Here is a 25671-nt window from a genome sequence, read left to right as displayed (position 1 = left end):
TTGTCCGACCGTTTGCCAAAATTTGGCATAGGGGTGACGATGTTGACGGTACGACAGATTGCAAAAGGGATCGTGGCGCGGGAAGGTGGTTTTGTGGATGACCCCGATGATCCCGGCGGTGCCACGAAATACGGGGTGACGATCCATACCATGCGCCGATTGGGTCTCGATCTGGACCGAGATGGTTCGGTGACGCAACAAGACGTGCGCATGCTTAGCAAAGCGCAGGCCGTCGATATTTTTCTGGAACACTATTTTGAGAAACCACGCCTTCAGGTGCTGCCGAAAGCCGTACAGGCATCCGTGTTCGACATGTACGTCAATGCAGGAGCTCAAGCGGTGAAAATCCTGCAGAACCTGCTGCGGCAGATGGAGTATGACGTTACGGTTGACGGGGTCATCGGCCCTCAGACTGCAGAGGCAAGCCGCGAGGCGGCCAGTCCAAAGCCTCTGGTGTTTCGCGATGCCTATGGGGTCGCAAGACGAAACTATTATTTCCGTTTGGCAGACCGGCGGATGGCTCTTCGTAAATATGCCAGAACACGCGCGGGCGGCAAAGGCGGATGGATCAAGCGTGCCGAAGAGTTTTTATCGCCCAAGTATCATCTGAGCGAAGACGCGTTTCAGAAAAGGGTTTCAGGATGGGCTTGATCTCGGGTTTGTTGGCGCTCTTGTTTGGCGGAGGTCGCAATGTGGTTCGCGAAACTGCGGAAGTGTTTCGCGAAAATGTAGAAAGCGGTGCCGAGCGTTCTGTCGAACTGCGCGGTGCGGCGATGGCGCAATTCGGCACTGAATTCCAAGCTCCAAGCAAAACCAGGTTTGATCGGTTCATGGATGGGCTGAATCGCCTTCCGCGACCGGCGCTGGCTTTGGGAACATTGGGTTTGTTTCTGGCCGCCATGATCGATCCGTTGTGGTTCGCAGCACGAATGCAGGGAATTGCGCTGGTGCCAGAGCCACTGTGGTGGCTGTTAGGGGTGATCGTGTCGTTTTACTTTGGCGCGCGGCATCAGATCAAAGCGCAGGATTTTCAAAGGGAAATCAGCGCGACAATGCTGAGGGCGCCTGAGGTGATCGCCAATCTTGAAACGATCCGCGGGTTGCGCGATGACAGTCCGGGTGTCGCCGATACTGGCTCGGACGCATCGTTGGCCGAAGCAGTCAACCGGCCGGAATCGAATCCTGCATTGGAGGACTGGAAGCGGCTACGAAAGACCTGAGGCGCGACATTATGTGCGGTGATCCGAGGCGAATGTGAATGGCACTTGCACCGGTGCCGCAGTATAAGCAGGCCATGATTACAGAACTCGGCCATTTCGCACTTATCTTAGCCTTCCTCGTTGCCATCGTCCAAACTGTGGTGCCGTTGATCGGGGCTGCCAACCGTTGGAACGGGTGGATGGTTTTCGCTGAACCGGCCGCCATCACGCAGTTCATTTTGGCCGCCTTTTCCTTCGGTGCACTGGTCTGGGCGTTTACCACGTCTGACTTCTCGTTACGGATCGTGGTGGAGAATAGCCATTCGGCAAAACCGATGCTCTACAAGATTACCGGGACCTGGGGAAACCATGAAGGTTCGATGCTGTTATGGGTCCTGATTGTAGCGATATTCGGCGCGATGGCCGCCATATTCGGCGCTGGCTTGCCTCCGACCTTAAAGGCGCGGGTGCTGGCCGTTCAGGCCGCGATCGGAGTGGCTTTCTATGCCTTTATCCTCTTCACATCGAACCCGTTTGACCGACTGCCTGTTCCTCCGTTCGATGGACGGGACCTGAACCCGCTGCTGCAGGACCCCGGTTTGGCCTTCCATCCGCCATTCCTGTATCTGGGCTATGTCGGCCTCAGCATGGCGTTCAGTTTTGCCGTTGCTGCATTGATCGAGGGCCGGGTGGACGCGGCTTGGGGGCGTTGGGTTCGGCCTTGGACATTGGCGGCTTGGGTCTTCCTGACGATCGGTATCGCGCTTGGATCCTGGTGGGCCTACTACGAATTGGGCTGGGGCGGGTTCTGGTTCTGGGATCCTGTTGAGAACGCCAGCTTTATGCCTTGGCTACTGGCGGCCGCTCTATTGCATTCCTCCATCGTGGTGGAAAAACGCGAGGCGTTGAAAAGCTGGACGATCTTGCTTGCGATTATCGCGTTTGGGTTTTCTCTGATCGGGACCTTTATCGTGAGATCGGGGCTGCTGACTTCGGTCCATGCTTTTGCCAATGATCCTGAGCGTGGCGTATTTATCCTGTTCATCCTGATCATCTTTACCGGCGGTGCGTTGACCCTGTTTGCTGCACGCGCGCAGGCGATGGAGGCGAAGGGTGTCTTCGGAATGGTCAGCCGCGAAAGTGCATTGGTTCTGAACAACATCTTGTTGGCAGTTAGCTGCTTTGTCGTGTTTTTTGGCACAATGTGGCCAATGGTGGCCGAGATGGCGTTCGATAGAAAACTCTCGGTGGGCGCGCCGTTCTTCAATGCGGCATTTACCCCATTCATGGTCGCCCTCGGAATCGTTCTTCCCGTTGGCGCAATGCTGCCGTGGAAGCGGGGCAAGCTAAGCCGGGCGGCATGGTCTTTGCGCTATGCATTTGTGCTGGCGGTCACGATCGCGATACTGGTCTGGGTGATGCAGACCGGACGCAGCGCATTGGGACCCGTGGGCTTGTTCCTGGGGGCGTGGATCACCTTCGGCGCCATCGTCGATCTTTGGAGCCGCACTGGCCGCAAAGGCAGTTTTGGACGCCTGTTTCGACTGCCCGGCGCAGACTGGGGTAAGGCGGTGGCCCATAGTGGTTTGGGCGTCACCATGTTTGCCATCGCAGGCCTAACCGCTTGGGAAGTCGAGGATATTCGTGTCGCTCAACCGGGTCAGCCTTTTGATGTGGGGCAGTTTACGTTGACGTTGCAAGATGTGCGTCAGGTACAGGGGCCGAACTATTTCTCAACCATGGCGGATGTGCTTGTTGAGAAGGACGGGCGCTATATCGCGACTCTTAACCCGGAAAAGCGCGACTACCCTGTGGCACGGATGCCGACAACTGAGGCTGCAATCGACTACCGCTTTCTGCGCGATCTATATGTTGTGATCGGGGATCAACAAGCTGATGGCGGCTGGGTGATGCGAACCTATATCAAACCTCTGGCCAACTGGATTTGGGGCGGATGTATCCTCATGGCTCTGGGCGGTGTGCTCAGCCTGTCGGATCGCCGTTTCCGTGTTGCAGCCGGTGCACGGAAAACGCCTGCAAGCGGGGTTCCTGCCGAATGAAGCGCCTGCTTGTTATCCTTCTGCTGATTGCATCCCCCATCATGGCTATTCAGCCGGATGAAGTGCTTGACGACCCGGCGCTCGAGACACGAGCACGGGATATCAGTACCGGTCTGCGCTGCTTGGTGTGCCGGAACGAAAGCATTGACGAAAGCAATGCTGAACTTGCGCGTGATCTGCGTATCTTGGTGCGAGAACGTCTGGTTGCGGGGGATACTGATCAAGAAGTTGTGGACTTCATCGTTGATCGCTATGGCGAATATGTGCTGCTGAAACCTACCGCGACCGGCGCCAATCTGTTGTTATGGCTGTCGGCTCCTGTCATGCTGCTGATAGCGGCCGGCATGGGGTGGAACTTTTTGCGCAAGCGTGCGCAGCATCAGGAAGTAGCGCATTCAGAAGGCCTTAGTGAGGAAGAACAAGAGCGTCTGCGCCGAATTCTGGAAGACTGACGCGCGGTTCTTCTTTTCCTTTTTCCGCATTTGCGTCAGTGTTTTGCAGAACGCTGCGCAGCTGAGGTTTTGCATGGAATACGAAGCGGTCCTTCTGGACATTACTGATAATTTGGCGGTTTTGACATTGAACCGGCCGGATAAGATGAATGCGTTGACGACGCAGATGCGGGCCGAGATCACCTACGCAATGAAAGATGCCGCGCAACACGCTCGCGCGATCGTCTTGACCGGTGCTGGACCTGCCTTTTGTTCAGGTCAGGATTTGGGTGACGCGTCGAGCACAGGAAAGATCGACCTCGAACGCGCGCTTCGCGACGAATATGAACCGATGCTTGAGGCGGTCTATGATTGCCCCGTGCCAACAATAGCGGCTGTTAACGGGCCTGCGGCGGGGGCGGGGGCTAACCTGGCACTTTGTGCCGATGTGGTGATAGCAACCGAGAGTGCCTATTTCCTGCAAGCTTTCGCTCGGATCGGTCTGCTGCCCGATGCAGGCGGCACCTGGTTCATGCCGCGTCAGATGGGGTTTGCCAAAGCGATGGGTGCAGCGTTGTTTGCAGACAAGATCAGCGCGCGCCAGGCGGATGAATGGGGATTGATCTGGGAAGCGGTTGCAGATGATGAGTTCGACGCTCATTGGCGCAAGAGAGCTGCGTATTTGGCGAATGGCCCAACCTCTGGGTTTCGCGCGATCAAACAAGCGATCCGGGGAACTTACGATAGAACGTTACCTCAGCAACTTGCGGCCGAAGCCCACCTGCAGGGCGAATGCGGACGTACCCGAGACTTTGCCGAAGGCGTCGTAGCCTTTCTTGAAAAGCGCCCTGCGAAATTCGAAGGGCGCTGATCATTCAATCAGGCCCGGCGGCGGCGACGAGTGCGCCGTTCGGGAACGGCCTCGTCCCCAGTGCCATCTGAGGCTGAGGTAAACGGACCAAGCGCCGATACGATCTGATCCAGGGTCGGGCGCTCGCCGCGCGGACCGTTATCTAACGCCTCGCGCATTTTGCGCAAATGCGCAGGCATAGTGCCACAGCAACCGCCAATGATCGTTGCACCTGCATCGCGCGCCATGGCGGCGTACTGGCCCATCAGTTCAGGCGTTCCATCATAATGGATATGACCGTCCACATATTTCGGGATCCCTGCGTTGCCCTTGGAAATCAGTGGACGTTCGTTTCCTTGGGCAGCGAACCCAAGTACCGTCCGCAGTATATCCGAGGCACCAGTGCCGCAATTCGCCCCGAACGCAACCGGAGGATTGGGCAGAGTTTCCACGATCATTGCGAGATCAGAAGATGTAACACCCATCATTGTGCGGCCAGCCGTGTCAAAACTCATGGTGCCGCACCACGGCATATCTGCCAGAGCGAACGCTTCTGCTGCAGCCCGGAATTCTTCCGGCGCGCTTATGGTCTCAAGCCACAGAACATCTGCGCCTCCAGCCTTTAGCGCTTCAGCCTGTTCATGAAACATCTCGACGGCTTCGGCGTGCGAAAGGCTGCCGACAGGTTCCATGATCTCGCCGGTCGGGCCAACAGAGCCGGCCACGATGATCGGGCGACCTGCCTTGTCAGCGACTTCGCGACCCAGTTCAGCACCAATACGGTTCAGTTCGGCCACGCGGTTCTGGGCGTCGTGTAACTTCAAACGCGCGGCTGTTCCACCAAATGTGTTTGTCAAAAACAGATCACTTCCGGCATCGACCGAGCCCTGATACAGAGCACGAATCTTGTCAGGCGCATCGACGTTCCACAATTCCGGCGCATCGCCTGATTGCAGACCCATGTTGAACAGGTTCGTCCCGGTCGCGCCATCCGCCAGAATGACGTCTACGGTTTCCAGAAGGTTGCTGAGCGCGTTTGTCATTGGAGTATTCCAAAATTGGGGCCACAGCCCGTCAAAATATGAGACGCCCCGTGTCTCACGACCGGGGCGTCAAATCAAATTCATAAAACTCATGAAGATCATGAGTTTTGCAGCTCAGGCATCAGGACTCGGCTTCTGCCATCACCTGCTCTTTGGCTTCGACCAGAAGTTCGACCATCTTCTCGCGGATTTTAGCCTCATCCGCGAGATCACCGAGGTACCCTTTGACCGCCTCGACAACATCGTCTTCGCTGACATTTTGCAGGTCGGTGTGGACAAGTTCCTGCCCGTATTTACGCGCCTGTTCCACAGTCTCGCCTTTCAGCGCCGAGGCCCATACAGCCATAAATCGATTGCGGCGCATCCGGGCGATGAACTGCATCTTTTCGTCATGAGCGAATTTGTTTTCAAACGCGGCTTCACGTTCGTCGAATGTGGTCATTGGTTGGGGACCTCTTGGGTTACATGTTCTTTTCTGATGATATGACTATACGACGCCCTGTGCGCAAGGTATTTGCGCTGCGTCAAAGCCTCTCGGGGTTGCGAACTTGCGGGAAAGCGGGGCTTGCACTATGAGGGCGCCAACGTGAAGGGACTCATTCCCTTTCCCCAGACTGGAAAGGTCGCTCATGGCGCGTCGCAAGAAGATTTACGAAGGTAAAGCCAAGATCCTGTATGAAGGTCCCGAGCCGGGCACCATCGTGCAGTACTTCAAGGATGACGCCACAGCTTTCAACGCCGAGAAGAAAGACGTGATCGATGGAAAGGGCGTTCTGAACAACCGGTTGAGTGAATTCTTCATGACCGGTCTGGCCCAGATCGGAGTTCCGACGCACTTCATTCGCCGTCTGAACATGCGGGAGCAACTTGTGCGGAATTGTGAGATCATTCCACTGGAAGTGATCGTCCGCAACTATGCCGCCGGATCGATGTCCAAACGCCTCGGTATCGCCGAGGGTACTCAACTGCCGCGCCCGATTGTTGAATACTGCTACAAGGACGATGCGCTGGGTGATCCGTTGGTGACCGAAGAGCACATTGCGGCATTCGGCTGGGCGAGCCAGCAGGATATGGACGATATCCTGAGCCTTGCACTGCGCGTTAATGATTTCATGAGCGGCGTGATGCTGGCGGTTGGTATTCGTCTGGTCGATTTCAAAATCGAGATCGGGCGCGTGTTCGAAGGCGATTTCCAACGACTGATCATTGCGGACGAAATCAGCCCCGATAGCTGCCGTCTATGGGATATCGAAACCGGTCAGAAGCTGGACAAGGATGTGTTCCGCCGTGATCTGGGTAGTCTGACTGATGCATATTCTGAGGTCGCCCGCCGTCTTGGTGTTCTGCCCAAGAGCAATGTCACAAAGCCAACGCTGATCAACTGATCCTGTCTCATATCGACAGGGTTGTCCGACAAGCCCAAGCGGGGTATCCCGCGCCCAACGAAACGGATCGATGCGCGGTCCATCAGTGGAGTTCTCGAAAATGAAAGCACGTGTGCATGTGATGCTCAAGAACGGGGTTCTGGACCCGCAGGGCGAGGCTGTGCGTCACGCATTGGGTGCGATGGGCTTTGATCAGGTCGAAGGTGTCCGTCAGGGCAAGGTGATCGATCTGGAACTGGCCGACGGCTCGACCGAAGCGGACGTAACAAAGATGTGCGAAAAGCTATTGGCCAATACGGTCATCGAACGCTTCGAGATCGAACTGCTCTAAGTTTTTCTGACCTAGGAGGGTCCGCCATGCGCGCAGCCGTCATTGTTTTCCCCGGTTCCAACTGCGATCGTGATCTTGCCGTTGCTTTCGAGCAGGCCGGTTTTTCCGTCGATATGGTCTGGCACAAGGATGCCGCGCTGCCCGAGGGTATAGATATCGTCGGTGTGCCGGGTGGGTTTTCTTATGGTGACTATCTGCGCTGCGGCGCGATTGCGGCCCAGTCGCCCATTTGCAAAGCGCTGGCCGCGCATACCGAGCGTGGTGGCTATGCCGTCGGCATCTGCAACGGTTTTCAGGTTCTGACCGAAACCGGAATTCTACCTGGCGCGCTGTTGCGCAATGCCGGTCTGAAATACATCTGCAAAACGATCGGACTCAAGGTCGAAACCAGCGATAGCGCCTTTACTGAAGGATACAATGCCGGGGATGTGATCGATATCCCGATTGCGCATCACGATGGCAATTATTTCGCAGACGATGAGACCTTGGCCGAGTTGAAGGATCAGGATCGCATTGCCTTCACATATGCCGAAAATCCCAATGGTTCGCGCGACGATATTGCAGGGATTTTATCGCACAACCGGCGCGTGTTAGGCATGATGCCCCACCCAGAACGAGCGGCGGATTCAGGCCACGGAGGCACTGACGGGACGGCGCTCTTCCGCGCATTGGCCGGGGTGCTGACGCCCGCGTGACTTGAGGTCATCAGTCGGGACGCGTAGCGTCAGTACATGAGCGCGGAAGATCAAGCAAACAGCAAAGGGTTTCTGAACCGGTTTCGCGGCGCGCCTATGGGCTGGCGGCTGCGTCTTGCCGTGTTTTTGTTGCTGCTTGCTACCGTCGCCACAGTGTGGATCACCAACAGTCTGCTAACAAGTCGCTTCACCGAATCGACCAGAAACCGCGCCGAACTGCGGTTAGCCTTGTATTCCGGCAACCTGCTGAGTGAGTTGCGGCGCAACGCCATCGTGCCGCAGTTGCTTGCCCGTGACCCCACCCTGATTTCGGCCCTGCAATCCAGCGATTACACGCTGTCGAGCCAGCGCCTGATCTCTTTCGTTGAAGAAATCGGGGCGGCCTCGCTGGTTTTGCTGGATGGGGATGGCCTGACACGTGCTGCAACCGACCGGAACCGGTTGCAGGAAAGCCACCGGAACTCGCCTTACTTCATCGATGCTATCCGGTCGAATGCCACAATATTCTCGGTCATTCCACGTGAATCCGGCGGTTACAGCTTTGTCTACTCGCGGCGAATCGAGGCGAATGCAGAAATCCTTGGCGTGATCGTAGTTGAAGTTGATTTGCAGAAATTTGAGCGCGCTTGGGCTGGTATTTCTGACGCGGTGATGGTCACAGACAGCACTGGTACGATCATCCTCTCGACCGAGCCTCAGTGGAGGGGTCTGGATGAAAGCGGTGCCATGTTGCGCCAACCCCCTCAGAACGCGATTCAGCGCGCAATCCGGGCCACAACCGATTGGAGCGCTTTGCCCCCCGATGCCTATCTTCAGGGCGAGGCTGTGATGCGTATGGAGACCCGCATTCCGTTCCGGGGCTGGCAAATGACCTCGTTCACCACCTATTCGTCGATCCGCGAGCGGGTGAACAGCGTTCTGGCGCTTGAGATCATGGCCTTTGCGATTCTTCTGGCGCTGACCTTCTATGCGCTCAGCCGCAGGGCGACGTTGCGCATGACCTTGTTCCAGCGCGAGTCGGCGGAGCTTCGCGCATTGAATGTAAGGCTGCAGCGGGAAATCGCTGAGCGTGAACGTGTTGAAAAGACGCTGGAAGTTGCCGAACAAACCCTTGCCCAGAGCTCAAAACTGGCAGCACTTGGAGAGATGTCTGCGGCAGTCAGTCACGAGTTAAATCAACCTCTGGCTGCGATGAAAACTTATCTGGCCGGCGCGCGTCTGCTTTTGCGTCGAAACCGGCCCGAAGAGGCGTTGGCCAGCTTTGGGCGGATCGACGGATTGATTGAGCGGATGGGGGCGATCACGCGCCAACTCAAATCCTATGCGCGCAAAGGTGCAGATGCGTTTTCGCCAGTAAATCTTGGCGAAGCGCTGGCCTCGTCCCTATCGATGATGGAGCCGCAGCTGCGTCAGCGGCATGTGAAGATAACCCAGATTTTGCCCGAAGAACCTGTTATAGTGATGGGTGATCGGATGCGGATCGAGCAGGTTATGGTCAATCTCTTGCGCAATGCGCTGGATGCGACCAAGTCTGTGGATGAGCCGGATGTCGAGATCATTCTCGCTGCAGGTGAAACTGCGGTACTGACCGTGCGGGACAATGGCCACGGGATCGAGGATATCGAAAACCTGTTCGAGCCGTTTTATACGACCAAACGCCCGGGGGACGGCGTTGGTCTGGGGCTTGCCATCTCGTCCGGGATCGTGAACGACCATGGCGGACGGCTGACCGCGCGCAACGGCCAACAGGGTGGCGCGGTGTTTGAGATGCAATTGCCCATATTGGGAAGCGACGGCCTTGAGGCCGCGGAATAGAGGAAGTGACTATGGCACAGGCCATGAAAATCGCCATCGTGGATGATGAACAGGACATGCGCCAGTCGATCAGCCAGTGGCTGGCTTTGTCGGGGTACGACACCGAAACCTTTTCAAGCGCCGAGGATGCGCTCAAGGTCTTGGGGCCAGAATATCCCGGGATCGTGATCTCTGACATCAAGATGCCTGGAATGGATGGCATTCAACTGCTGAAAAAGCTGATGGGGGCCGATAGCACGCTTCCGGTGATCATGATCACGGGACATGGCGACGTGCCAATGGCCGTAGAGGCGATGCGTGTCGGGGCGTTCGATTTCCTTGAAAAGCCGTTTAACCCCGATCGCATGTCCGAACTGGCCAAACGCGCCAGCAATGCACGACGCCTGACGCTGGACAATCGGGCCCTGCGGCGTGAGCTGTCTGGCGGTACGCAGATTATGAACAAGCTGATCGGTGCCAGCCCCGTCATGGAGCGGTTGCGTGAAGATATTCTGGATCTAGGGCAGGCGGATGGTCATGTCCTGATCGATGGGGAAACCGGAACCGGAAAGACTTTGGTGGCGCATGCATTGCACGCGGTTGGTAGCCGGGCGGGTAAGAAATTCGTCCTGGTTTCTTGCGCAGCACTTGAGGAAGAAGCGCTGTCGAAACGCCTGTTTGGCCCGATGCTCCCCGAAGACACGCAGTTGCCCGCCATCGAAGAGGCCCGCGGCGGTACGCTGGTTCTTGAGGATGTCGAAGCGCTGAGCGACACGCTGCAGGCCCGTCTGCTGAGCGTTATGAATGAGCAGGGCACCCCTGCGGAAACGCGGATCGTAGCGATTTCGAACCTGCAGGAAGCGGGCAAAACCTCAGAAGATGTATTGCGTCCCGATCTGTTCTATCGGTTGGCGGCGCTGCGCATCACCATGCCTCCGCTGCGACAGCGGGGTGAGGACATCCTGACGCTGTTCACCCGTCTGAGCGAACAGTTCGCAGAGGAATATGGCTGCGACGCGCCTCAGGTCAGTGCGCAGGAAGCGGCTCAGCTGCTTCAGGCCCCGTGGCCCGGGAATGTGAGGCAGTTGATCAACATTGCTGAGCGTGCGGTGCTGCAGTCGCGGCGCGGGTCGGGGACAATTGCTTCGCTGCTGATGTCGGATCACGAAGAGATGCAGCCAGTGATGACAACTGAAGGCAAGCCGCTGAAGGAATATGTTGAAGCCTTCGAGCGGATGCTGATCGACAATACGATGCGCCGTCACAAGGGATCGATCGCCTCGGTGATGGAAGAACTCTGCCTGCCACGCCGGACACTGAACGAAAAGATGGCGAAGTACGGGTTGCAGCGTTCGGATTACCTGTGAAAGCGGAGGAGGGGGCCAGCCCCCTCTTGAGCTTGCGGTTCAATTCAACCCCTGGATATTTCTGAACAGATGAAGGGACTCTTCGGCGCGTTCTTGGGTCGCGATGCAGTTTGCCCATTGTCTTTTCCACAGGACTGCTTTTATTGTGATCGAACGGGCCGGGTATTTTGTGCCTGCAAGCCCCGTGTTTTGAGTTTCGCTGCTGAGCTGATGGTGAGGATAGATCCCGCGCGGCGCGGCAGACCGATTATGCCCCAATGGGGCAGATGAACGCCTGAACCCGTCTATGCGGGTGAAAGGAATAAATGGGCGGGCCGCATATAGACGCGCCTGTCGGAGAAGAACCGCGATGACGCGCGCGCAACGATTGAGTATACGGGCAGGGGGCCAAAGCGCCAGACCCTGCCGCGCGCCGTCCGATATCGCCCGTACAAGACACCTCCCCAAAAGCGCCTGTCCGCCTGGACGGGTCAGGACAACGCGTTTGGCGCGGTGCACCAAGGACACATGGCTAAGAAAATGCTTATCGATGCCACCCACGCGGAGGAAACCCGCGTTGTGGTGGTTGACGGAAACAAGGTTGAGGAATTTGACTTTGAATCCGAAAACAAACGCCAGCTTGCTGGCAACATCTATCTTGCAAAAGTAACACGGGTTGAGCCGTCGCTACAGGCGGCATTTGTGGACTACGGCGGGAACCGGCACGGGTTTCTGGCCTTCTCCGAAATCCATCCCGACTATTACCAGATCCCCGTCGCTGACCGCGAGGCGCTGATGGAGGAAGAGCGCGCCTATGCCGAGGCGATGAAGGCGCGGGATGAGGCCGAGGAAACAAAGCCCAAGAAGCGCCGGTCGCGTTCGCGCTCGAAGGCCGCTGACGTCAAGACGGACGATCCGGTTGAGACGCTGGAGGTTTCCTCAGAGCCGACCGGAATGGAAACCATCGATCTGGATGACGGTGAAGAGACGGAGGTGCCCGAAGGGACGTCTCCGATGGAAATCGTTGCCGAGACGCCGGTGGAAGAGCCTGAGGATGCCGCCGAGCCTGTCGCTGAAGAAGCTCCGACCGAAGAAGCCAAGTCCGAAGATGTAGATCAGCAGGCGGAAGCGCCAGAAGAGACTGCTGAGGTAGCGGAAGACGCGCCTGTCGAAGCAACTGATACCGACCAAGAAGAACCTTCGGATGAGGTCGAAGCCAAGTCTGACGAAGAAGAGGCGGAAGCTTCTGGCGATGAGCCCGAGGCGGATGGCGAGACAGAAAGCAAAAGCGCTGACGCGGTTTCGAAAGACGATACCATCGAGTCGGTCGCAGACGAAGACGATAGCGAGGATATCCGTCCTCCGCGCAAGCCACGCCCGCGCCGCTACAAGATTCAGGAAGTTATCAAGGTGCGTCAGGTCCTGCTGGTGCAGGTGGTCAAGGAAGAGCGCGGCAACAAGGGTGCGGCACTTACCACGTATCTGTCTTTGGCGGGTCGGTACTGCGTACTGATGCCCAATACCGCACGGGGCGGCGGAATTAGCCGCAAGATCACCAATGCCGCTGACCGGAAGAAACTGAAAGACATTGCCGCTGAAATCGACGTGCCCACGGGCGCGGGTCTGATCGTGCGCACGGCCGGAGCCAAACGGACAAAATCAGAGATCAAGCGCGACTATGAATACCTGCAACGACTGTGGGAGCAGATCCGCGAGCTGACGTTGCAATCCATTGCGCCTGCGAAAATTTATGAAGAAGGCGACCTAATCAAACGCTCGATCCGCGACTTGTATAATCGCGACATCGATGAGGTTCTGGTTGAAGGCGAGGGCGGGTATCGCATCGCCAAAGACTTCATGAAGATGATCATGCCGTCGCACGCCAAGAACGTGAAGCGATACGAAGACGCGCTGCCGCTATTCGCGCGATATCAGGTGGAAAGCTATCTGGCCGGGATGTTCAACCCGACGGTTCAGCTGAAATCCGGTGGCTATATCGTGATCGGGGTGACCGAAGCGCTGGTGGCGATCGATGTGAACTCGGGTCGGGCGACCAAAGAAGGTTCGATCGAGGAAACCGCGTTGAAGACCAATCTGGAGGCCGCCGAAGAAGTGGCGCGCCAATTGCGTCTGCGCGATCTGGCCGGTCTGATCGTGATCGATTTCATCGATATGGACGAGCGCAAAAATAACTCGGCCGTTGAGAAACGATTGAAAGACAAGCTGAAAACGGATCGTGCCCGTATTCAGGTGGGCCGGATTTCGGGCTTTGGACTGCTCGAAATGAGCCGTCAGCGTCTGCGTCCTGGAATGCTTGAGGCGACGACCCAGCCATGCCCGTCTTGCCATGGTACCGGCCTGATCCGGTCGGACGACAATATGGCACTGTCAATCCTTCGCCAGATTGAAGAGGAAGGCACTCGCCGCCGTTCGCGTGAGGTATTGGTGCGTTGCCCGGTTAGCATCGCCAACTTCCTGATGAACCAGAAACGCGAACACATCGCGCAGATCGAAGCGCGGTATGGTTTGTCGGTTCGGATCGAAGGGGACGTTCATTTGGTCAGTCCCGACTTCTCGATGGAGAAGTTCAAGACCGCGAGCCGCGTTGTTCCTGAAGCAACTGCGCCGGTGGTATCGGTTGATGCGTCGCTGATGGATATGGTCGACGCCACGGATGAGGACGAAAACGAAGAAGAAACTGCGGTTCAGACCGAGGAAGAGACTAAGCCCAAGCGTAAACGGCGTCGGCGCCGGCGCAAGAAGAGTTCGGGCAATGGTGACGCGCCGGATGGCAATGCAGACGAGTCTGACGCAGACAGTGTAACCGACTCGAGCAACGAAGCTGAGAGCGTCGATACCAAGCAGACCGAGGCTGAGGAAGATGCTGAGAAAGCGGCCAAACCGAAAAAGCGCCGGGCACCGCGTCGACGCAAAAAGGATACTGAGGCCACAGTCGAAGCAAGCGAGACGCAGACCGAAGCGGATAATGCGAACTCCGATTCGCAGAAAGAGCCGGTCAATGCTGAGGCCGCCGAGGCTGAACAGCAAGAGCCAGCCGATGAGTCTGAAAGCATCGAACCAGCCGCTGAGCCCGATAGTGCTGATGCACCATCAGAACTTGAGATCGCCGAAGCAACGTCGGCTTCTGAAGTCGATGAAGAAGTGCCAGAGGAACCTGCTGAAGCGCCTGAACCGGTTGCCGAAGAAGCCGAAGAATCGACCGTGGCAGCAGAACCCGAAGTCATTGAAGCAGCCACCCCAGAGCCGGTCTTGGAGGCAGTGGCGGACGAACCCGAGCCCGCGCCGGCCAAGCCAAAGCGCCGAGGGTGGTGGTCATTGGGACAGTAAGAAAAAGGCGGGCCAACTGGCCCGCCTTTTTCATTAGGGTGCGTTCCAAAGAATCCTCAGGCCGATTTTTGGATCACATATATCTGATGACCATCCACTGTATCTTGCGAGACAAGTGTATGGCCAGATTCGGTACAGAAATGCGGTACGTCGATAATCGCGGCAGGATCATCGGCCAGCACGCGCAGCATACCCCCCGCAGGCAAGGATTTCAGGCGCTTCCGAGCCTTCAAAACAGGCAAGGGGCACAACAATCCCAACGCATCCAGTGTTTCAATCTCATTGGTCATGGGGCTGAGATATTTCTAACGAGCGATACTGTCCAGCGCGCAACCACGAGGATGTGACCGAATGGCCTCGTGACGAAACCCGCGCGATACCATATGTGCTGAGTCATGTTCGGAATTGAGATCATAGACGCGGGCCTTCTGCCTGCCATGTTTATCGCCATGCTGGGCGGGTTGATAAGTTTTCTGTCTCCCTGCGTGCTGCCGATTGTGCCACCGTACCTCGCGTATATGAGCGGTGTGACTATCAACGAGATGCAGGATGAGGCGCGCGCGCGGCGCAAGGCGACCCTGGCGGCACTGTTTTTTGTTCTGGGTTTGTCGACCGTGTTCCTGCTGCTAGGCTTTACAGCCTCGGTCTTTGGGGCGTTTGTTCTTCAGAATCAGGTGCTTTTCGCCAAACTCTCGGGCGCTGTCGTCATTGTCTTTGGCCTGCACTTTCTGAACGTGTTCCGTATTCCTTTGTTGGATCGTGAGGCACGCGTTGATACGGGTGACTCCAGCGGATCTGTGTTCGGGGCATATATTCTGGGACTGGCCTTCGCCTTCGGTTGGACGCCGTGTATCGGCCCACAATTAGGTGCAATCTTGTCGCTGGCCGCCTCCGAAGCATCAGTCACGCGTGGCACCGTATTGCTTGGCGTATATGCGGCAGGCCTGGGCATTCCATTCTTGCTGGCTGCGATGTTCCTGAACCGCTCGATGGCGGTTATGAACCGCATCAAACCGCATATGGGCACAATCGAGAAGGTGATGGGCGGGCTGCTGCTTTTTGTTGGCATCATGCTTGTCACCGGTTTGTTCACCGAATTCAGCTGGTGGCTGCTGGAAACATTTCCGGCTTTGGCAAACCTCGGTTAACCCTCTGGCTTTAAACGCGGATGGATAGACGCCAGGTCTTACCTTGGCGTCAACGCTGCGCTAATCTTTGGCGCAGAGGGCCGGGTAATGAGCAGTCAGCAATCCAATCCGCAGGTGCGCAAACGCCGGGTGTTTTACATTCCCGGCTACGACCCGATTCATCCGCGCCGATATCGAGAGCTCTACCGCAAAGAGGGGGGCGCCCAGGCTGAGATATCGGGATACCAGATCGATATTAGCGCTAGGACGGGCGAAGGTCCCTACGGCTGGCAGGTGACTTCTCAGCAGGACGGCAGTCCTGTTGATGCAGATGTTCAGGTTCTGGTCTGGTCGGATATCGTGCGTGACAGCATGGCTCAATCGATACCGGCAACCTATCTGCAACTGGCGAGAACCGCCTGGATATATATCTCGACCGGTACGCTTTGGCGGCTGATGCAGCTGCGCAAGGGGCCCGTAATTGCGGCGCTATACCCGGTGGCAATGCTGCTGCTGCAGCTTTTTGCATCGTTGTTGATTGCTTGGGGTTTAGTCTCTGTATTGAAACCACTCGTTGGGTGGTGGTCTTTGGTACCTGCTGCCGGGGTAATCTATGCTCTGATGCAATGGTTCCGAAAGATCGATAATCGACTGTTCGCTTATTACCTTATGCATGACTATGCCCACTCGGCGAAGCTATACGGCGCGTATTCGCAAGATCTGCAATCGAGGCTGCGGGAGTTTTCTGACCTGATCACCGAGACGCTGGACACAGACACGGATGAGGTGCTGGTCGTAGGTCACAGCTCTGGCGCCCATCTTGGTGTGTCAGTGTTGGCAGATGTTTTACGACGACGGGGCGGTATACAGGATAAGCCAGTCTTATCCTTTCTGACCTTGGGGCAGGTGGTGCCAATGGTTTCGTTTCTTCCGCAGGCACACACGCTTCGCGCTGATCTTAAATATCTGTCCGAACGCGCGGATATGACTTGGATCGATGTCTCTGCACCAGGGGATGGCTGCGCGTTTGCGTTGTGCGATCCGGTCGCGGTCAGCGGCGTCGCTGGCCCCAAAAAATGCGGGCCGCTGGTTCTTTCTGCGGCCTTCACCCAAACACTGTCCCACGCGCGATGGCAGCAATTGCGTTGGCGCTTTTTTCGCCTGCACTTTCAATATCTTTGTGCGTTCGATCAACCTGGACTTTATGACTATTTCCGCATCACCGCAGGTCCTGAAACATTGAAACAGCGGTTTGAAAGGCGCGCCCCATCACGATCGCGCATTGAGCGGGCTGTTTCGAAATACATCGCGGTGGAAGCATGACGCCCCCAAAGCCCGAAGCACGACCAGATAAGGTCTCGCTGTGGCGGTATCTACGTCTGTTTCGGCAAGACTTGCTGTCTGCTCAGCCCCAGCGTCTATATCGAGCGTGGATGGCTGAATTCCGAACGCCGTTCTTTCGCTCGTATTTAGTCAACCAACCCGATCTGATCCGCGCAGTTCTGAAAGAGCGCCCGGATGCGTTTCCAAAATCAAATCGCATCAGCGAAGGCTTACGCCCCTTATTGGGCCGGTCCGTGTTCCTGACCAATGGCGAAGTCTGGAAACGGCAGCGCAGGATCATTGATCCCGCCTTTGAAGGCGGACGTTTGAAAGATACGTTTCCCGCAATGTTAAATGCGGCGCTGGCTTGTGCGGATCGGCTTTCTGGCAGGGTTGGGCAGAAGGTGGAATGTGAAGAAATCACAAGCCATGTCGCGGCGGATGTGATTTTCCGCACCCTGTTTTCGGTTCCTATCGAACATGAGGTTGCCGCGCAGGTCTTCGATAAATTCAGAATCTATCAGCGCGAACAGCCCTTGCTGAACCTGGCCGCCTTCTTGCCCGTTCCAAGCTGGATGCCCCGTTTTCATTCTCGCAAAACCCGCCAAACGGCCCGCGAGATCCGGGATCTGATCAGCCGATTGACGGATGAACGCGCCAAGGCGATAGCAAACGGGTCAGCCCCCGATGATCTGGCCACCAAGATCATGACGACAACAGACCCGGAAACCGGAGACCGGTTCGATGCGCAGGAAATGGTTGATCAGGTCGCCATCTTCTTTTTGGCGGGGCACGAGACCAGCGCATCGGCACTGGCCTGGACGCTCTATTTGATGGCACTGTATCCGGACTGGCAGGATAAACTGGCTGAAGAAGCGCAGGCCCTGGACACGCCTGATTTTTCCACCATGTCCCAATTGAAACTCAGCCGCGATGTATTTCGCGAAGCTCTACGTCTGTATCCACCAGTTCCGATGATGGTGCGCGAGGCGACATGCCCAAAACGCTTCCGTGATCGGGATGTTCCGCAGGGCTCTCAGATCGTTGTGAGCCCCTGGCATTTGCATCGACATGAGCGGCTTTGGGACAGGCCGGACGATTTCGATCCCACACGATGGACGACGGAGAACGGAAAGAAATGCCAGCGCGAGGCCTATATTCCGTTTTCGGCTGGCCCCCGTGTCTGCACGGGTGCGGGGTTTGCGATGGTCGAAGGGCCTTTGATCTTGTCAATGCTGTTGCGCCGTTATCGATTCGAAACAATTCACGGCGAAACGCCGGTACCGGTCGCGCATTTGACCGTCAGATCGAAAGACGGAATTTGGTTGCGCTTGGTTGAGCGCTAACAAACTACCATCGCTCTTCGGCATGCTGTATGCGGATTGAAAATGCGGAATCATATTGAACGGGATTGAGTTATGTCGAAAGCAGAACAGCGCGCGCAGATGTCCGAAGGCGCAGGATTTATCGCAGCACTGGACCAAAGCGGCGGTTCAACCCCCAAAGCGCTGGCTTTGTATGGCGTTGAAGCATCGGATTACGGATCAGACGAAGAGATGTTCGGCGAGATTCAGAAGATGCGCGCGCGGATCATACTGGCTGACGATTTCACCAAGGATAAAGTGATTGGCGCGATCCTGTTCGAACGGACCTTGGGCGAAGAAATCGACGGCAAGAAGGTCGCGGATTATCTGTGGTCCGAAAAAGGCATCGTGCCGTTTCTGAAAATCGACAAAGGACTTGAGGATCAGGCCAACGGTGTTCAGATGATGAAGCCAATTCCGGGGCTGGCTGAAACGCTGTCCAAGGCGGATGGGGTTTTTGGCACCAAGGAACGTTCAGTTATCCACGAAGCCAATGCTCAGGGCATTGCCGACGTTGTCGCGCAGCAGTTCCAGGTCGCACGCGTGGTCACTGATGCGGGAATGGTCCCAATTGTCGAGCCTGAGGTAAACATCCACTCGGAAACCAAGGCCGAGGCTGAGGACATTCTGAAATCAGAAATTCTGAAGAATCTGGATCAATTGGTCGAGGGTCAGGAAGTGATGCTGAAGCTGACCATCCCCAGCCAGGCCAACCTTTATGATGAGGTGGCGGATCACCCGCGCGTCCTGCGTGTTGTGGCGCTGTCCGGCGGATACTCGACCGAGCAGGCCTGCGACCTGCTTGGCCAAAACAGCAAGATGATCGCCTCGTTTTCGCGCGCACTGACCGAAGGGCTGTCCAAACAGCAATCTGACGCAGAATTCAACGCAGCGCTCGGCGGGAATATCGACAATATCTTCCGCGCCTCGATCTGATCGTGGGGTAATCTATTCGGGCTTGATGAAATCGCGGCGCATCTGCGCCGCTTTTTCGCGCATGACACATCCGTTGGCGTGATCATTGATCAACCCCATGGCCTGCATAAAGGCAAAGATCGTGGTGGGGCCTACGAATTTCCAACCACGTTTTTTCAGATCTTTCGACATCGCAATGGATTCTGCCGATGTGGAAGCGCTTTGCGGGGCGGGTGGCGCCGTAGGCTCGTACCTCCAGACATAAGCGGCCAATGATCCTTCGGATGCGATTAGGTCCTGCACGCGGCAGGCATTGTTGATAACGGCTTCAATCTTGCCGCGGTGTCGCACGATGCCTTTGTCGTTCAGAAGTCGATTGATATCTGCATCAGAAAATTCTGCTATCTTGTTGAAATCAAAGTTTCTAAACGCTGCCCTGAAATTCTCGCGTTTTGACAGAATGGTGCGCCAACTCAGGCCCGACTGAAAGCTCTCGAGGCAAAGTTTCTCAAACAATCGTCTGTCATCGGAAACCGGATATCCCCATTCGTTATCATGATAGTCAAAGAATTCGGGGGCGGCGTTGCACCACGAACACCGAGGTTTTCCATCTGGGCCCGTTGCCAAATCGTTCATGAATGTACCCTTTTTGTTCTCCGCGAGAATAAGCGACGCGATTGTTTGAAATCAAGTACTCAATCGGTTTGACGATACCAATTCAGAATGAAGACACGAATGGCCGAAGCCAGTCCGGTTTCCGGGTCGCGCTCTGCATCAATATTTGCCGCCAGGACATTGATTGGGATATCTTTTTTCCGCGCGATGTCACGGAAGGCTTGCCAGAACTCATCCTCAAGCGAAACGGATGTTCGATGACCTTGCAAGGTCAGGGAGCGTTTGACAGGACGTCCACTCATTCGTCGACCTTGTGACCGTCAAGGTCCCGGCGCTGCCGGTCTTGCTGCAGCTTTACAACGGTCCTGTCGGCTTTGGATTGCCCGTGTTTCGCAGCGTTTGCATCCGCGCGGGCCTTTTTTTCAGCCCGCGCTTTTTCTTTTCGAAACCGGTTCAGGTTAACCGGTTTACCCATCAGTCCTTGGGTCCAATCATATGCTCGGGCCGCACAACCGCATCAAACGTCGCCTCATCCACAAAGCCCAACGCAATCGCTTCTTCCTTAAGTGTTGTGCCGTTCTTGTGCGCTGTTTTGGCGACGGTCGTGGCGTTGTCATACCCGATTGTCGGTGCCAGAGCAGTCACCAGCATCAGGGATTCCTTCATCAGCTTGTCGATGCGTGGCTCGTTGGCTTTGATGCCCAACAGCATCCGCTCGGTAAAGCTGTCGGCTGCATCGCCGAGCAGCTGGATCGACTGCAGCAGGTTATAGGACATCATCGGGTTGTAGACGTTCAACTGGAAATGGCCCTGCGAGCCTGCAAACTTCATTGCTGCGTCGTTGCCCATCACATGTGCGGCCACCTGAGTCAGCGCCTCGGCCTGTGTCGGGTTCACCTTTCCGGGCATGATGGAGGAACCGGGCTCGTTTTCGGGCAGGATAAGCTCACCCAATCCTGAGCGGGGCCCCGAACCCAACAGACGGATATCGTTGGCAATCTTGTAGCAGGAACCGGCGATCGTGGCCAACGCGCCCGACAGGAAGACCATGGCATCATGTGCAGCCAGAGCTTCGAATTTGTTCGGCGCGGTCACAAAGGGCAGGCTGGTGATATCGGCCATATTCTTGGCGACAGCCTCATCCCAGCCGCCATGCGTGTTCAAACCGGTACCCACAGCAGTACCGCCTTGAGCCAGTTCATAGATACCGGGCATTGCAGCTTCTACACGCGCAATGCCCTGACGAATTTGATGCGCATACCCGCCGAATTCCTGTTCCAACGTCAACGGCGTGGCATCCTGCGTATGGGTGCGGCCGATCTTGATGATACCGGCAAACTCTTTTGCCTTGGCTTCCAGCGCCGAGGCGAACTTCTCAAGCCCGGGCATCAACACATCGCGCACACTCATCGCTGTGGCGATGTGCATCGCGGTGGGGAAAGTATCGTTCGAGGATTGACCCATATTGCAGTGATCATTCGGGTGAACGGGATCTTTCGAGCCAATCTCGCCACCCATAATCTCAATCGCGCGGTTCGCAATGACCTCGTTCGAGTTCATGTTGGATTGCGTGCCCGAGCCGGTTTGCCATACGACCAGAGGAAAGTTGTCGTCAAACTTGCCTTCGAACACTTCACCGGCCGCTTGTATGATCGCGTCGGCGATCTTGGCGTCCAGCTTGCCGATGGCCTTGTTTTCAATTGCACAGGCCTTTTTGATCACACCCAGCGCGCGCACGATGGCGACGGGCTGCTTTTCCCAGCCGATGGGGAAGTTCATGATCGAACGCTGCGTTTGCGCGCCCCAGTACTTATCGGCAGGCACCTCAAGCGGGCCAAAGCTGTCGGATTCAGTGCGGGTTTGAGACATCGGTCGCTCCGGTCTGGTATGCAGTCGTATGCCGTTTACCCGCAGCAAGGCTGTGGCGCAATCGGCCAGTTGAGCGCACCTTAAACTTGGGCCGCGCAAAGGTATAGACGCGGCACAGCTACAAATAATTTCTGTTAGCGAAAACAGTGCCATTGTACGTCGGCGGGCTAAAGTTAAGATGGGACAATAACCCTGACGGAGGCAACCATGCGCGTGTCACTTCTCAAAAGCCCTTTGTATACGCTTGCGTTATTGTTTGCCGCGAGTTTTTGGCTGGCAGTATTTGTGCAACACGCTCAGGCGACGGGAATCGAGCCGTTCGTGGGCGACTATACCGGTTCGGCCGACGTTGTTGATGCGGATGGTACGGCGACCCCTCGGGATATGAGCGTTTCGATACAGGAAATTAAAGGGGGCTTCAACGTGAGTTGGACCACCACGACTTACAAAGCCGACGGTCGCATCAAGGATGAGAAATACTCGGTTGATTTTCAAAGCTCGGATCGGCCCGATGTTTATTCTGCGGCCATGAAGCGTAATGTGTTTGGCCATGAGGTGCCGCTTGACCCGATGAAAGGGGAACCCTTTGTTTGGGGGCGGATCGAAGGAGATACTCTGACGGTGTTTTCGTTGTTCATAGCCGAAAACGGTGGCTATGAGCTTCAGCAATTTGACCGGACACTAGCTGATGGTGGGCTCGACCTGTCATTTTCCCGGTTTCGCGATGGGATTAAGTCGCGCTCGGTCGAGACATTCCTTCGAAAAGAATAAACCCCGCATCAAGCGGGGTTTTCTGGGTCATTTCCGGAAGCTGTCCAGCGAGACCACATCCGCATCATGCTGAGGTTCCGTCTCTTCGGCCTCAAGCTCAATCGGGGCTTCTTCCGTCACATGGATCTCTTCGTCCTCGTCTTCTGGGCTTTCAAAGCGCAAGCCAAACTCAACCGAAGGATCCACGAAGGTCTTGATCGCCAGATAGGGGATGTAAAGGGGTTCCGGCGCATCCCCGAAATTCAGCGTAATCGAAAAGCCATCGTCACCGACTTCGAGGTTTTCGAACCAGTGCTGCATGACAATCGTCATCTCGCCTGGATAGCGCTCACGCAGCCAATCGGCCAACTCAACGCCCTCATGCCGTGTATCAAAAGTGATAAAGAAATGATGCGAACCGGGCAGGCCGGTTTCGGACACGTCGGTCAGGACGGTCTTGATCAGGCCTCGCATGGCCGTGTGCATCAGATTCCCGTAGTCGATGTCTTGCGACATGGTTGATCCTCGAAAGTGGTTAATCCCAGCATAGTTCATTCGGACGGAAACGAAAGGCTGTGCTGGGCTGTATTGATTACAAAATCTGCATGCCTAGTCCGGCCAGAACCATGATACCAAGTGTGGTTGCTAAACCGGATTTCATACGGAAAATCAACAGGCCAGCCAGAACGGTCAGCACAAGTGCGCTGAATTCAAGCGACGAAAGATCGGGTAGGGGGAGAGAAACTGGTCCCCAATGCCACCCCGGAATTGAGGTGAACAAGACGTTTAGCCCGAACCACACGGAGAGGTTGAGAATCACTCCGACGACCGCAGCTGTGATTCCGTGCATCGCGGCCTCAAGACGCGGACGCTCGGCGATTCTATCCAGATGCGGGGCTACAAGAAAAATCCACAGAAAACACGGTACAAACGTCGCCCATAAAGCGACAATGCCCGCCGCAAACGCCAGCGAGGCGCCTCCGGCAATCTGACCGCTAAGCATGGCCACAAACTGAGTCACCAGAATCAGCGGCCCGGGCGTCGTTTCGGCCAGCCCCAGCGCGTCGATCATCTGGTCCGTGCTGATCCATTGGTAGGTCTCGACCACAGTCTGGGTCATATAGGCCAGCACCGCATAGGCCCCGCCAAAGGTAACAACCGCGAGCCGGGCAAAGAACCAACCCAGATCGCTGAGCAGTTCCTGACCCGTCAGAGACAGCACGAACAACGGCCCCAGCCAAAGAACAAGCCAGAAAACCGCAGTGCGAACGGGATTGGCAAGCGTTGGGCTGGTTTGAACGGCGGCTGGTGCATGGTCCTTCGAAGTGGCGAACCCCCAAACGGCGGCGCACAGGATGATCAGCGGGAAGGGCAGGTTGAAGACAAAAATCCCTAAAAAGGCGAGGCCCGCGATCATCCGATGCTCAACATCTGTCAGCGCTTTTTTCGATAGGTTCCGTAGCGCCTGAAGGACGATGATGATCACGGTGGCCTTGATGCCCAGAAACCCGGCCTGAACCAAAGGCAATGTGCCATAGGCCGCATAGAGCAAAACCAACAGCGCGATCACCAGAGCCCCCGGCAGCACAAACAAGCTGCCCGCGATCAACCCTCCGGCTACGCCGCGCAGCCGCCAGCCAGCATAAGTGGCAAGCTGCATGGCTTCGGGACCCGGCAACAGCATGCACAGCGAAAGCGCGCGTAGATAGGTCTGTTCGTCCAACCAGGGGCGCTTTTCGACCAGTTCCTGATGCATGAGTGAGATTTGGGCGGCGGGGCCGCCAAATGACAAAAGCCCGATGCGCCCAAACACCCTGATCAACTCTTGATATGAAGGGGTCATCTGCCGTGACCCGCGGGCCAATCATGCGTCTCGCTAGAGCCATCGCGCGCCCAGCGATAGAGTGCATCATAGATGTGCATTCCAGCCTGCAATTGTTGTTGGTCATCCCGATACTGGCGCGACAAGCCGACCGAAAGGGCCAGCACCCCGGCGGCCTCAGGCGCCAGATCGTGCCTGTTTGTATCGGCGGCACGTATGATCGTCGCCATGCGGTCCAGAGGCTCAGATCGAAGCTTGAAGTCATCCAGCATCGTATCAAAGGTGCAATTGTCGCCGCGATGGCTCCAATCAGTTCCTTCAACATCAAAGGGTGTGGCACCGAAGTGCTCGGCAACCCCCTGAATTTCATCCGGTGCTACAAACAGGAACCGAGCGCGCCTGTCGACAAACCTGCGGATCAGCCAGGGGCACGCGATGCGATCAATCTTGGGGCGGTGCCGCGTCACCCAGACCGTGTTGCCTTTTGCAACTGCAGGAAGGGCAGGCACAGGCACGACCATTGCGCCCGGCATAGCGCGCCAGGCGAACATTCCACCTTCCAGAAATTCTGCCACCACCCCTTCAGCCTGCAGCCATGAAACAACGCCCTGACTCAGCTTTTTGCCTTTCTGGCAAATTACAACGCAAGAATGATCGCCGGTATGATTTCTTATGCCATCAACATTTTGATATGGCATTCGGAATGCGCCGGGTATGAGGGAGGGATCATCGTCGAAATCCCCATCTGTGCGCACATCAAACAGGATAGGAGCCTGAGGCGTACCGATCAGGCGCAAGAGTTGTCGGGGTGTAATTGCATTGGGGGCAGCCATTGCATGTTTCTTTATTGCTTTGGATACATGCGAACTTGGGCTGCCGCCTCACGGGGTGTTCGCAAGCTTACCCCTTGATCCTCTGCTAGCGCGCAAATGCGGGATGGGTCAAGCTTGCGGTCAAGTTTATCAGGCCCAGTCCAACCTTTGCCCGGTCATGCAAACCGGAAGGGTATCCTGTGGGAACTGCCCCAGTTGTTCAAAAAGTGTAATGAAATCAAACTGATTATAGGCCTCGACCATCTTGTCCCCTTTGAAGCGCGCCATGACTTGTCCGGTAACTTCAAGCGGGGCACCGTTATCGGCCCGGAAGGTGCGGACATGCAGAATACCAGAGACCCAATCACCATTTTCGATGATCTTCGGCAGTTCGACTGTGATCTCGCCCAGAACATGACGAAACGCCATGACCAGATCGCGAAAGTCGTCCGCGCCAACCTGCATTTCGGGTATCAACCCTTCGGCCATCGTATCCGGGGCAAAAAACTGATCGATTGCATCGGTATTGCCTTGTTCCCAGACCTCTGAATACCACGCCCTAAGCCTGTCAGAATTCGTCATCTCAGCCCTC

The 25671-nt window shown here is 56.3% G+C and carries 27 protein-coding genes; 16 read left to right on the top strand and 11 right to left on the bottom strand.

Annotation, left to right across the window (positions count from 1 at the left end; all coding sequences use genetic code 11):
* The first annotated feature begins 39 nt into the window (after window positions 1-39).
* The 5 genes from ACR0MP_RS05760 to ACR0MP_RS05740 all read left to right on the top strand — a co-directional run bounded on the left by ACR0MP_RS05760 (window position 40) and on the right by ACR0MP_RS05740 (window position 4561).
* The gene (locus tag ACR0MP_RS05760) at window positions 40-651 is read left to right on the top strand and encodes a holin-associated N-acetylmuramidase (RefSeq protein ID WP_170405565.1); all 612 of its coding nucleotides are present in this window, start codon (window positions 40-42) and stop codon (window positions 649-651) included.
* Window positions 642-1220 carry a holin family protein gene (locus ACR0MP_RS05755; protein WP_170405568.1) on the top strand — a complete coding sequence of 193 codons (579 nt, stop codon included), beginning with the start codon at window positions 642-644 and terminating at the stop codon, window positions 1218-1220. Before ACR0MP_RS05760 ends, ACR0MP_RS05755 begins: the two co-directional genes overlap by 10 nt.
* A 74-nt stretch (window positions 1221-1294) precedes the next feature.
* Window positions 1295-3259, top strand: coding sequence for a heme lyase CcmF/NrfE family subunit (locus ACR0MP_RS05750; RefSeq protein ID WP_170511197.1), 1965 nt, complete (start codon window positions 1295-1297; stop codon window positions 3257-3259).
* Window positions 3256-3711, top strand: coding sequence for a cytochrome c-type biogenesis protein (locus tag ACR0MP_RS05745; protein WP_170405571.1), 456 nt, complete (start codon window positions 3256-3258; stop codon window positions 3709-3711). The genes ACR0MP_RS05750 and ACR0MP_RS05745 overlap by 4 nt, the downstream gene beginning before the upstream one ends.
* Before the next feature lie 73 nt (window positions 3712-3784).
* Complete coding sequence (locus ACR0MP_RS05740; RefSeq protein WP_170393167.1) at window positions 3785-4561, top strand: enoyl-CoA hydratase-related protein; 777 nt, start codon at window positions 3785-3787, stop codon at window positions 4559-4561.
* A gap of 8 nt (window positions 4562-4569) precedes the next feature.
* Here ACR0MP_RS05740 and bmt read toward each other — a convergent pair whose 3' ends face one another.
* Both bmt and ACR0MP_RS05730 read right to left on the bottom strand, forming a co-directional pair.
* Window positions 4570-5583: a betaine--homocysteine S-methyltransferase gene (gene bmt / locus ACR0MP_RS05735; RefSeq protein ID WP_170405574.1), complete on the bottom strand. Its 1014-nt coding sequence runs from the start codon at window positions 5581-5583 to the stop codon at window positions 4570-4572.
* A 121-nt stretch (window positions 5584-5704) separates the two neighbouring features.
* Complete coding sequence (locus ACR0MP_RS05730) at window positions 5705-6025, bottom strand: DUF1476 domain-containing protein (RefSeq protein ID WP_170393165.1); 321 nt, start codon at window positions 6023-6025, stop codon at window positions 5705-5707.
* A gap of 187 nt (window positions 6026-6212) precedes the next feature.
* On the opposite strand from ACR0MP_RS05730, the gene purC reads away from it, so the two are divergent.
* The 6 genes from purC to ACR0MP_RS05700 all read left to right on the top strand — a co-directional run bounded on the left by purC (window position 6213) and on the right by ACR0MP_RS05700 (window position 14482).
* A complete protein-coding gene (gene purC, locus ACR0MP_RS05725; RefSeq protein WP_170393164.1) occupies window positions 6213-6968 on the top strand; it encodes a phosphoribosylaminoimidazolesuccinocarboxamide synthase in 756 nt (251 codons plus the stop codon).
* 100 nt (window positions 6969-7068) lie between these two features.
* Window positions 7069-7299, top strand: a complete 231-nt coding sequence (purS, locus tag ACR0MP_RS05720) for a phosphoribosylformylglycinamidine synthase subunit PurS (protein WP_170405579.1) — start codon at window positions 7069-7071, stop codon at window positions 7297-7299.
* A gap of 26 nt (window positions 7300-7325) precedes the next feature.
* Window positions 7326-7994, top strand: a complete 669-nt coding sequence (gene purQ, locus ACR0MP_RS05715; RefSeq protein WP_170393163.1) for a phosphoribosylformylglycinamidine synthase subunit PurQ — start codon at window positions 7326-7328, stop codon at window positions 7992-7994.
* Between the two features lie 36 nt (window positions 7995-8030).
* Window positions 8031-9809, top strand: a complete 1779-nt coding sequence (locus ACR0MP_RS05710; protein ID WP_480438519.1) for a sensor histidine kinase — start codon at window positions 8031-8033, stop codon at window positions 9807-9809.
* Window positions 9810-9820: 11 nt separating this feature from the next.
* Window positions 9821-11155: a sigma-54-dependent transcriptional regulator gene (locus tag ACR0MP_RS05705; RefSeq protein ID WP_170393162.1), complete on the top strand. Its 1335-nt coding sequence runs from the start codon at window positions 9821-9823 to the stop codon at window positions 11153-11155.
* Between the two features lie 507 nt (window positions 11156-11662).
* On the top strand, window positions 11663-14482 hold the full coding sequence (locus tag ACR0MP_RS05700) for an Rne/Rng family ribonuclease (protein ID WP_480885947.1): 2820 nt from the start codon (window positions 11663-11665) through the stop codon (window positions 14480-14482).
* A gap of 56 nt (window positions 14483-14538) precedes the next feature.
* Here ACR0MP_RS05700 and ACR0MP_RS05695 read toward each other — a convergent pair whose 3' ends face one another.
* Window positions 14539-14772 carry a sulfurtransferase TusA family protein gene (locus tag ACR0MP_RS05695; RefSeq protein WP_170393161.1) on the bottom strand — a complete coding sequence of 78 codons (234 nt, stop codon included), beginning with the start codon at window positions 14770-14772 and terminating at the stop codon, window positions 14539-14541.
* 105 nt (window positions 14773-14877) lie between these two features.
* Here ACR0MP_RS05695 and ACR0MP_RS05690 point away from each other — a divergent pair, with 105 nt between their 5' ends.
* The 4 genes from ACR0MP_RS05690 to ACR0MP_RS05675 all read left to right on the top strand — a co-directional run bounded on the left by ACR0MP_RS05690 (window position 14878) and on the right by ACR0MP_RS05675 (window position 19232).
* Entirely contained in the window at window positions 14878-15630 is a 753-nt protein-coding gene (locus ACR0MP_RS05690; protein WP_170393160.1) for a cytochrome c biogenesis CcdA family protein, read from the top strand.
* An 87-nt stretch (window positions 15631-15717) separates the two neighbouring features.
* Complete coding sequence (locus ACR0MP_RS05685) at window positions 15718-16932, top strand: hypothetical protein (RefSeq protein ID WP_170735098.1); 1215 nt, start codon at window positions 15718-15720, stop codon at window positions 16930-16932.
* Window positions 16929-18278 (top strand): cytochrome P450, encoded by a 1350-nt coding sequence (locus ACR0MP_RS05680; RefSeq protein WP_480885944.1) that lies wholly within the window; start codon window positions 16929-16931, stop codon window positions 18276-18278. The genes ACR0MP_RS05685 and ACR0MP_RS05680 overlap by 4 nt, the downstream gene beginning before the upstream one ends.
* A gap of 72 nt (window positions 18279-18350) precedes the next feature.
* Window positions 18351-19232 (top strand): fructose bisphosphate aldolase, encoded by an 882-nt coding sequence (locus ACR0MP_RS05675; RefSeq protein ID WP_170405587.1) that lies wholly within the window; start codon window positions 18351-18353, stop codon window positions 19230-19232.
* A 12-nt stretch (window positions 19233-19244) separates the two neighbouring features.
* Here the strand turns inward: ACR0MP_RS05675 and ACR0MP_RS05670 are convergent, their stop codons facing one another.
* Genes ACR0MP_RS05670 through fumC form a run of 4 tightly spaced genes read right to left on the bottom strand, consistent with a single transcriptional unit; the run spans window position 19245 to window position 21695 of the window.
* Window positions 19245-19847, bottom strand: a complete 603-nt coding sequence (locus ACR0MP_RS05670; protein WP_170405589.1) for a DNA-3-methyladenine glycosylase I — start codon at window positions 19845-19847, stop codon at window positions 19245-19247.
* Between the two features lie 59 nt (window positions 19848-19906).
* Window positions 19907-20128 (bottom strand): ribbon-helix-helix domain-containing protein, encoded by a 222-nt coding sequence (locus ACR0MP_RS05665; RefSeq protein ID WP_170405591.1) that lies wholly within the window; start codon window positions 20126-20128, stop codon window positions 19907-19909.
* The gene (locus tag ACR0MP_RS05660; RefSeq protein ID WP_170393154.1) at window positions 20125-20301 is read right to left on the bottom strand and encodes a DUF4169 family protein; all 177 of its coding nucleotides are present in this window, start codon (window positions 20299-20301) and stop codon (window positions 20125-20127) included. The genes ACR0MP_RS05665 and ACR0MP_RS05660 overlap by 4 nt, the downstream gene beginning before the upstream one ends.
* Window positions 20301-21695 (bottom strand): class II fumarate hydratase, encoded by a 1395-nt coding sequence (fumC, locus tag ACR0MP_RS05655; protein WP_170405593.1) that lies wholly within the window; start codon window positions 21693-21695, stop codon window positions 20301-20303. The genes ACR0MP_RS05660 and fumC overlap by 1 nt, the downstream gene beginning before the upstream one ends.
* A 207-nt stretch (window positions 21696-21902) precedes the next feature.
* On the opposite strand from fumC, the gene ACR0MP_RS05650 reads away from it, so the two are divergent.
* Complete coding sequence (locus ACR0MP_RS05650; protein ID WP_170405595.1) at window positions 21903-22466, top strand: hypothetical protein; 564 nt, start codon at window positions 21903-21905, stop codon at window positions 22464-22466.
* A 27-nt stretch (window positions 22467-22493) separates the two neighbouring features.
* Here ACR0MP_RS05650 and ACR0MP_RS05645 read toward each other — a convergent pair whose 3' ends face one another.
* The 4 genes from ACR0MP_RS05645 to ACR0MP_RS05630 form a co-directional block, all read right to left on the bottom strand.
* A complete protein-coding gene (locus ACR0MP_RS05645; protein WP_170405597.1) occupies window positions 22494-22961 on the bottom strand; it encodes a ClpXP protease specificity-enhancing factor SspB in 468 nt (155 codons plus the stop codon).
* Between the two features lie 76 nt (window positions 22962-23037).
* Window positions 23038-24288, bottom strand: a complete 1251-nt coding sequence (gene chrA / locus ACR0MP_RS05640; RefSeq protein WP_170405600.1) for a chromate efflux transporter — start codon at window positions 24286-24288, stop codon at window positions 23038-23040.
* Complete coding sequence (locus ACR0MP_RS05635) at window positions 24285-25100, bottom strand: sulfurtransferase/chromate resistance protein (RefSeq protein ID WP_170465383.1); 816 nt, start codon at window positions 25098-25100, stop codon at window positions 24285-24287. Before ACR0MP_RS05635 ends, chrA begins: the two co-directional genes overlap by 4 nt.
* 129 nt (window positions 25101-25229) lie before the next feature.
* The gene (locus tag ACR0MP_RS05630) at window positions 25230-25661 is read right to left on the bottom strand and encodes an ester cyclase (protein ID WP_170393148.1); all 432 of its coding nucleotides are present in this window, start codon (window positions 25659-25661) and stop codon (window positions 25230-25232) included.
* Window positions 25662-25671: the final 10 nt, after the last annotated feature.

The sequence above is a fragment of the Ruegeria sp. K3 genome (assembly GCF_056531845.1).
This window is presented reverse-complemented; position numbering and strand designations above follow the sequence as displayed.

What these genes read in the sequence shown, in the direction of transcription:
- purS (WP_170405579.1), top strand. Translation starts at nt 7,069, where the DNA reads ATGAAAGCACGTGTGCATGTGATGCTCAAGAACGGGGTTCTGGACCCG.
- ACR0MP_RS05705 (WP_170393162.1), top strand. Translation starts at nt 9,821, where the DNA reads ATGGCACAGGCCATGAAAATCGCCATCGTGGATGATGAACAGGACATG.
- ACR0MP_RS05685 (WP_170735098.1), top strand. Translation starts at nt 15,718, where the DNA reads ATGAGCAGTCAGCAATCCAATCCGCAGGTGCGCAAACGCCGGGTGTTT.
- ACR0MP_RS05660 (WP_170393154.1), bottom strand. Translation starts at nt 20,301, where the DNA reads ATGGGTAAACCGGTTAACCTGAACCGGTTTCGAAAAGAAAAAGCGCGG.
- purC (WP_170393164.1), top strand. Translation starts at nt 6,213, where the DNA reads ATGGCGCGTCGCAAGAAGATTTACGAAGGTAAAGCCAAGATCCTGTAT.
- bmt (WP_170405574.1), bottom strand. Translation starts at nt 5,583, where the DNA reads ATGACAAACGCGCTCAGCAACCTTCTGGAAACCGTAGACGTCATTCTG.
- ACR0MP_RS05670 (WP_170405589.1), bottom strand. Translation starts at nt 19,847, where the DNA reads ATGAACGATTTGGCAACGGGCCCAGATGGAAAACCTCGGTGTTCGTGG.
- ACR0MP_RS05635 (WP_170465383.1), bottom strand. Translation starts at nt 25,100, where the DNA reads ATGGCTGCCCCCAATGCAATTACACCCCGACAACTCTTGCGCCTGATC.
- ACR0MP_RS05645 (WP_170405597.1), bottom strand. Translation starts at nt 22,961, where the DNA reads ATGTCGCAAGACATCGACTACGGGAATCTGATGCACACGGCCATGCGA.
- purQ (WP_170393163.1), top strand. Translation starts at nt 7,326, where the DNA reads ATGCGCGCAGCCGTCATTGTTTTCCCCGGTTCCAACTGCGATCGTGAT.
- ACR0MP_RS05650 (WP_170405595.1), top strand. Translation starts at nt 21,903, where the DNA reads ATGCGCGTGTCACTTCTCAAAAGCCCTTTGTATACGCTTGCGTTATTG.
- ACR0MP_RS05750 (WP_170511197.1), top strand. Translation starts at nt 1,295, where the DNA reads ATGATTACAGAACTCGGCCATTTCGCACTTATCTTAGCCTTCCTCGTT.
- ACR0MP_RS05630 (WP_170393148.1), bottom strand. Translation starts at nt 25,661, where the DNA reads ATGACGAATTCTGACAGGCTTAGGGCGTGGTATTCAGAGGTCTGGGAA.
- fumC (WP_170405593.1), bottom strand. Translation starts at nt 21,695, where the DNA reads ATGTCTCAAACCCGCACTGAATCCGACAGCTTTGGCCCGCTTGAGGTG.
- ACR0MP_RS05740 (WP_170393167.1), top strand. Translation starts at nt 3,785, where the DNA reads ATGGAATACGAAGCGGTCCTTCTGGACATTACTGATAATTTGGCGGTT.
- ACR0MP_RS05760 (WP_170405565.1), top strand. Translation starts at nt 40, where the DNA reads ATGTTGACGGTACGACAGATTGCAAAAGGGATCGTGGCGCGGGAAGGT.
- ACR0MP_RS05695 (WP_170393161.1), bottom strand. Translation starts at nt 14,772, where the DNA reads ATGACCAATGAGATTGAAACACTGGATGCGTTGGGATTGTTGTGCCCC.
- ACR0MP_RS05710 (WP_480438519.1), top strand. Translation starts at nt 8,031, where the DNA reads ATGAGCGCGGAAGATCAAGCAAACAGCAAAGGGTTTCTGAACCGGTTT.
- ACR0MP_RS05745 (WP_170405571.1), top strand. Translation starts at nt 3,256, where the DNA reads ATGAAGCGCCTGCTTGTTATCCTTCTGCTGATTGCATCCCCCATCATG.
- ACR0MP_RS05665 (WP_170405591.1), bottom strand. Translation starts at nt 20,128, where the DNA reads ATGAGTGGACGTCCTGTCAAACGCTCCCTGACCTTGCAAGGTCATCGA.
- chrA (WP_170405600.1), bottom strand. Translation starts at nt 24,288, where the DNA reads ATGACCCCTTCATATCAAGAGTTGATCAGGGTGTTTGGGCGCATCGGG.
- ACR0MP_RS05730 (WP_170393165.1), bottom strand. Translation starts at nt 6,025, where the DNA reads ATGACCACATTCGACGAACGTGAAGCCGCGTTTGAAAACAAATTCGCT.
- ACR0MP_RS05700 (WP_480885947.1), top strand. Translation starts at nt 11,663, where the DNA reads ATGGCTAAGAAAATGCTTATCGATGCCACCCACGCGGAGGAAACCCGC.
- ACR0MP_RS05675 (WP_170405587.1), top strand. Translation starts at nt 18,351, where the DNA reads ATGTCGAAAGCAGAACAGCGCGCGCAGATGTCCGAAGGCGCAGGATTT.
- ACR0MP_RS05690 (WP_170393160.1), top strand. Translation starts at nt 14,878, where the DNA reads ATGTTCGGAATTGAGATCATAGACGCGGGCCTTCTGCCTGCCATGTTT.
- ACR0MP_RS05680 (WP_480885944.1), top strand. Translation starts at nt 16,929, where the DNA reads ATGACGCCCCCAAAGCCCGAAGCACGACCAGATAAGGTCTCGCTGTGG.
- ACR0MP_RS05755 (WP_170405568.1), top strand. Translation starts at nt 642, where the DNA reads ATGGGCTTGATCTCGGGTTTGTTGGCGCTCTTGTTTGGCGGAGGTCGC.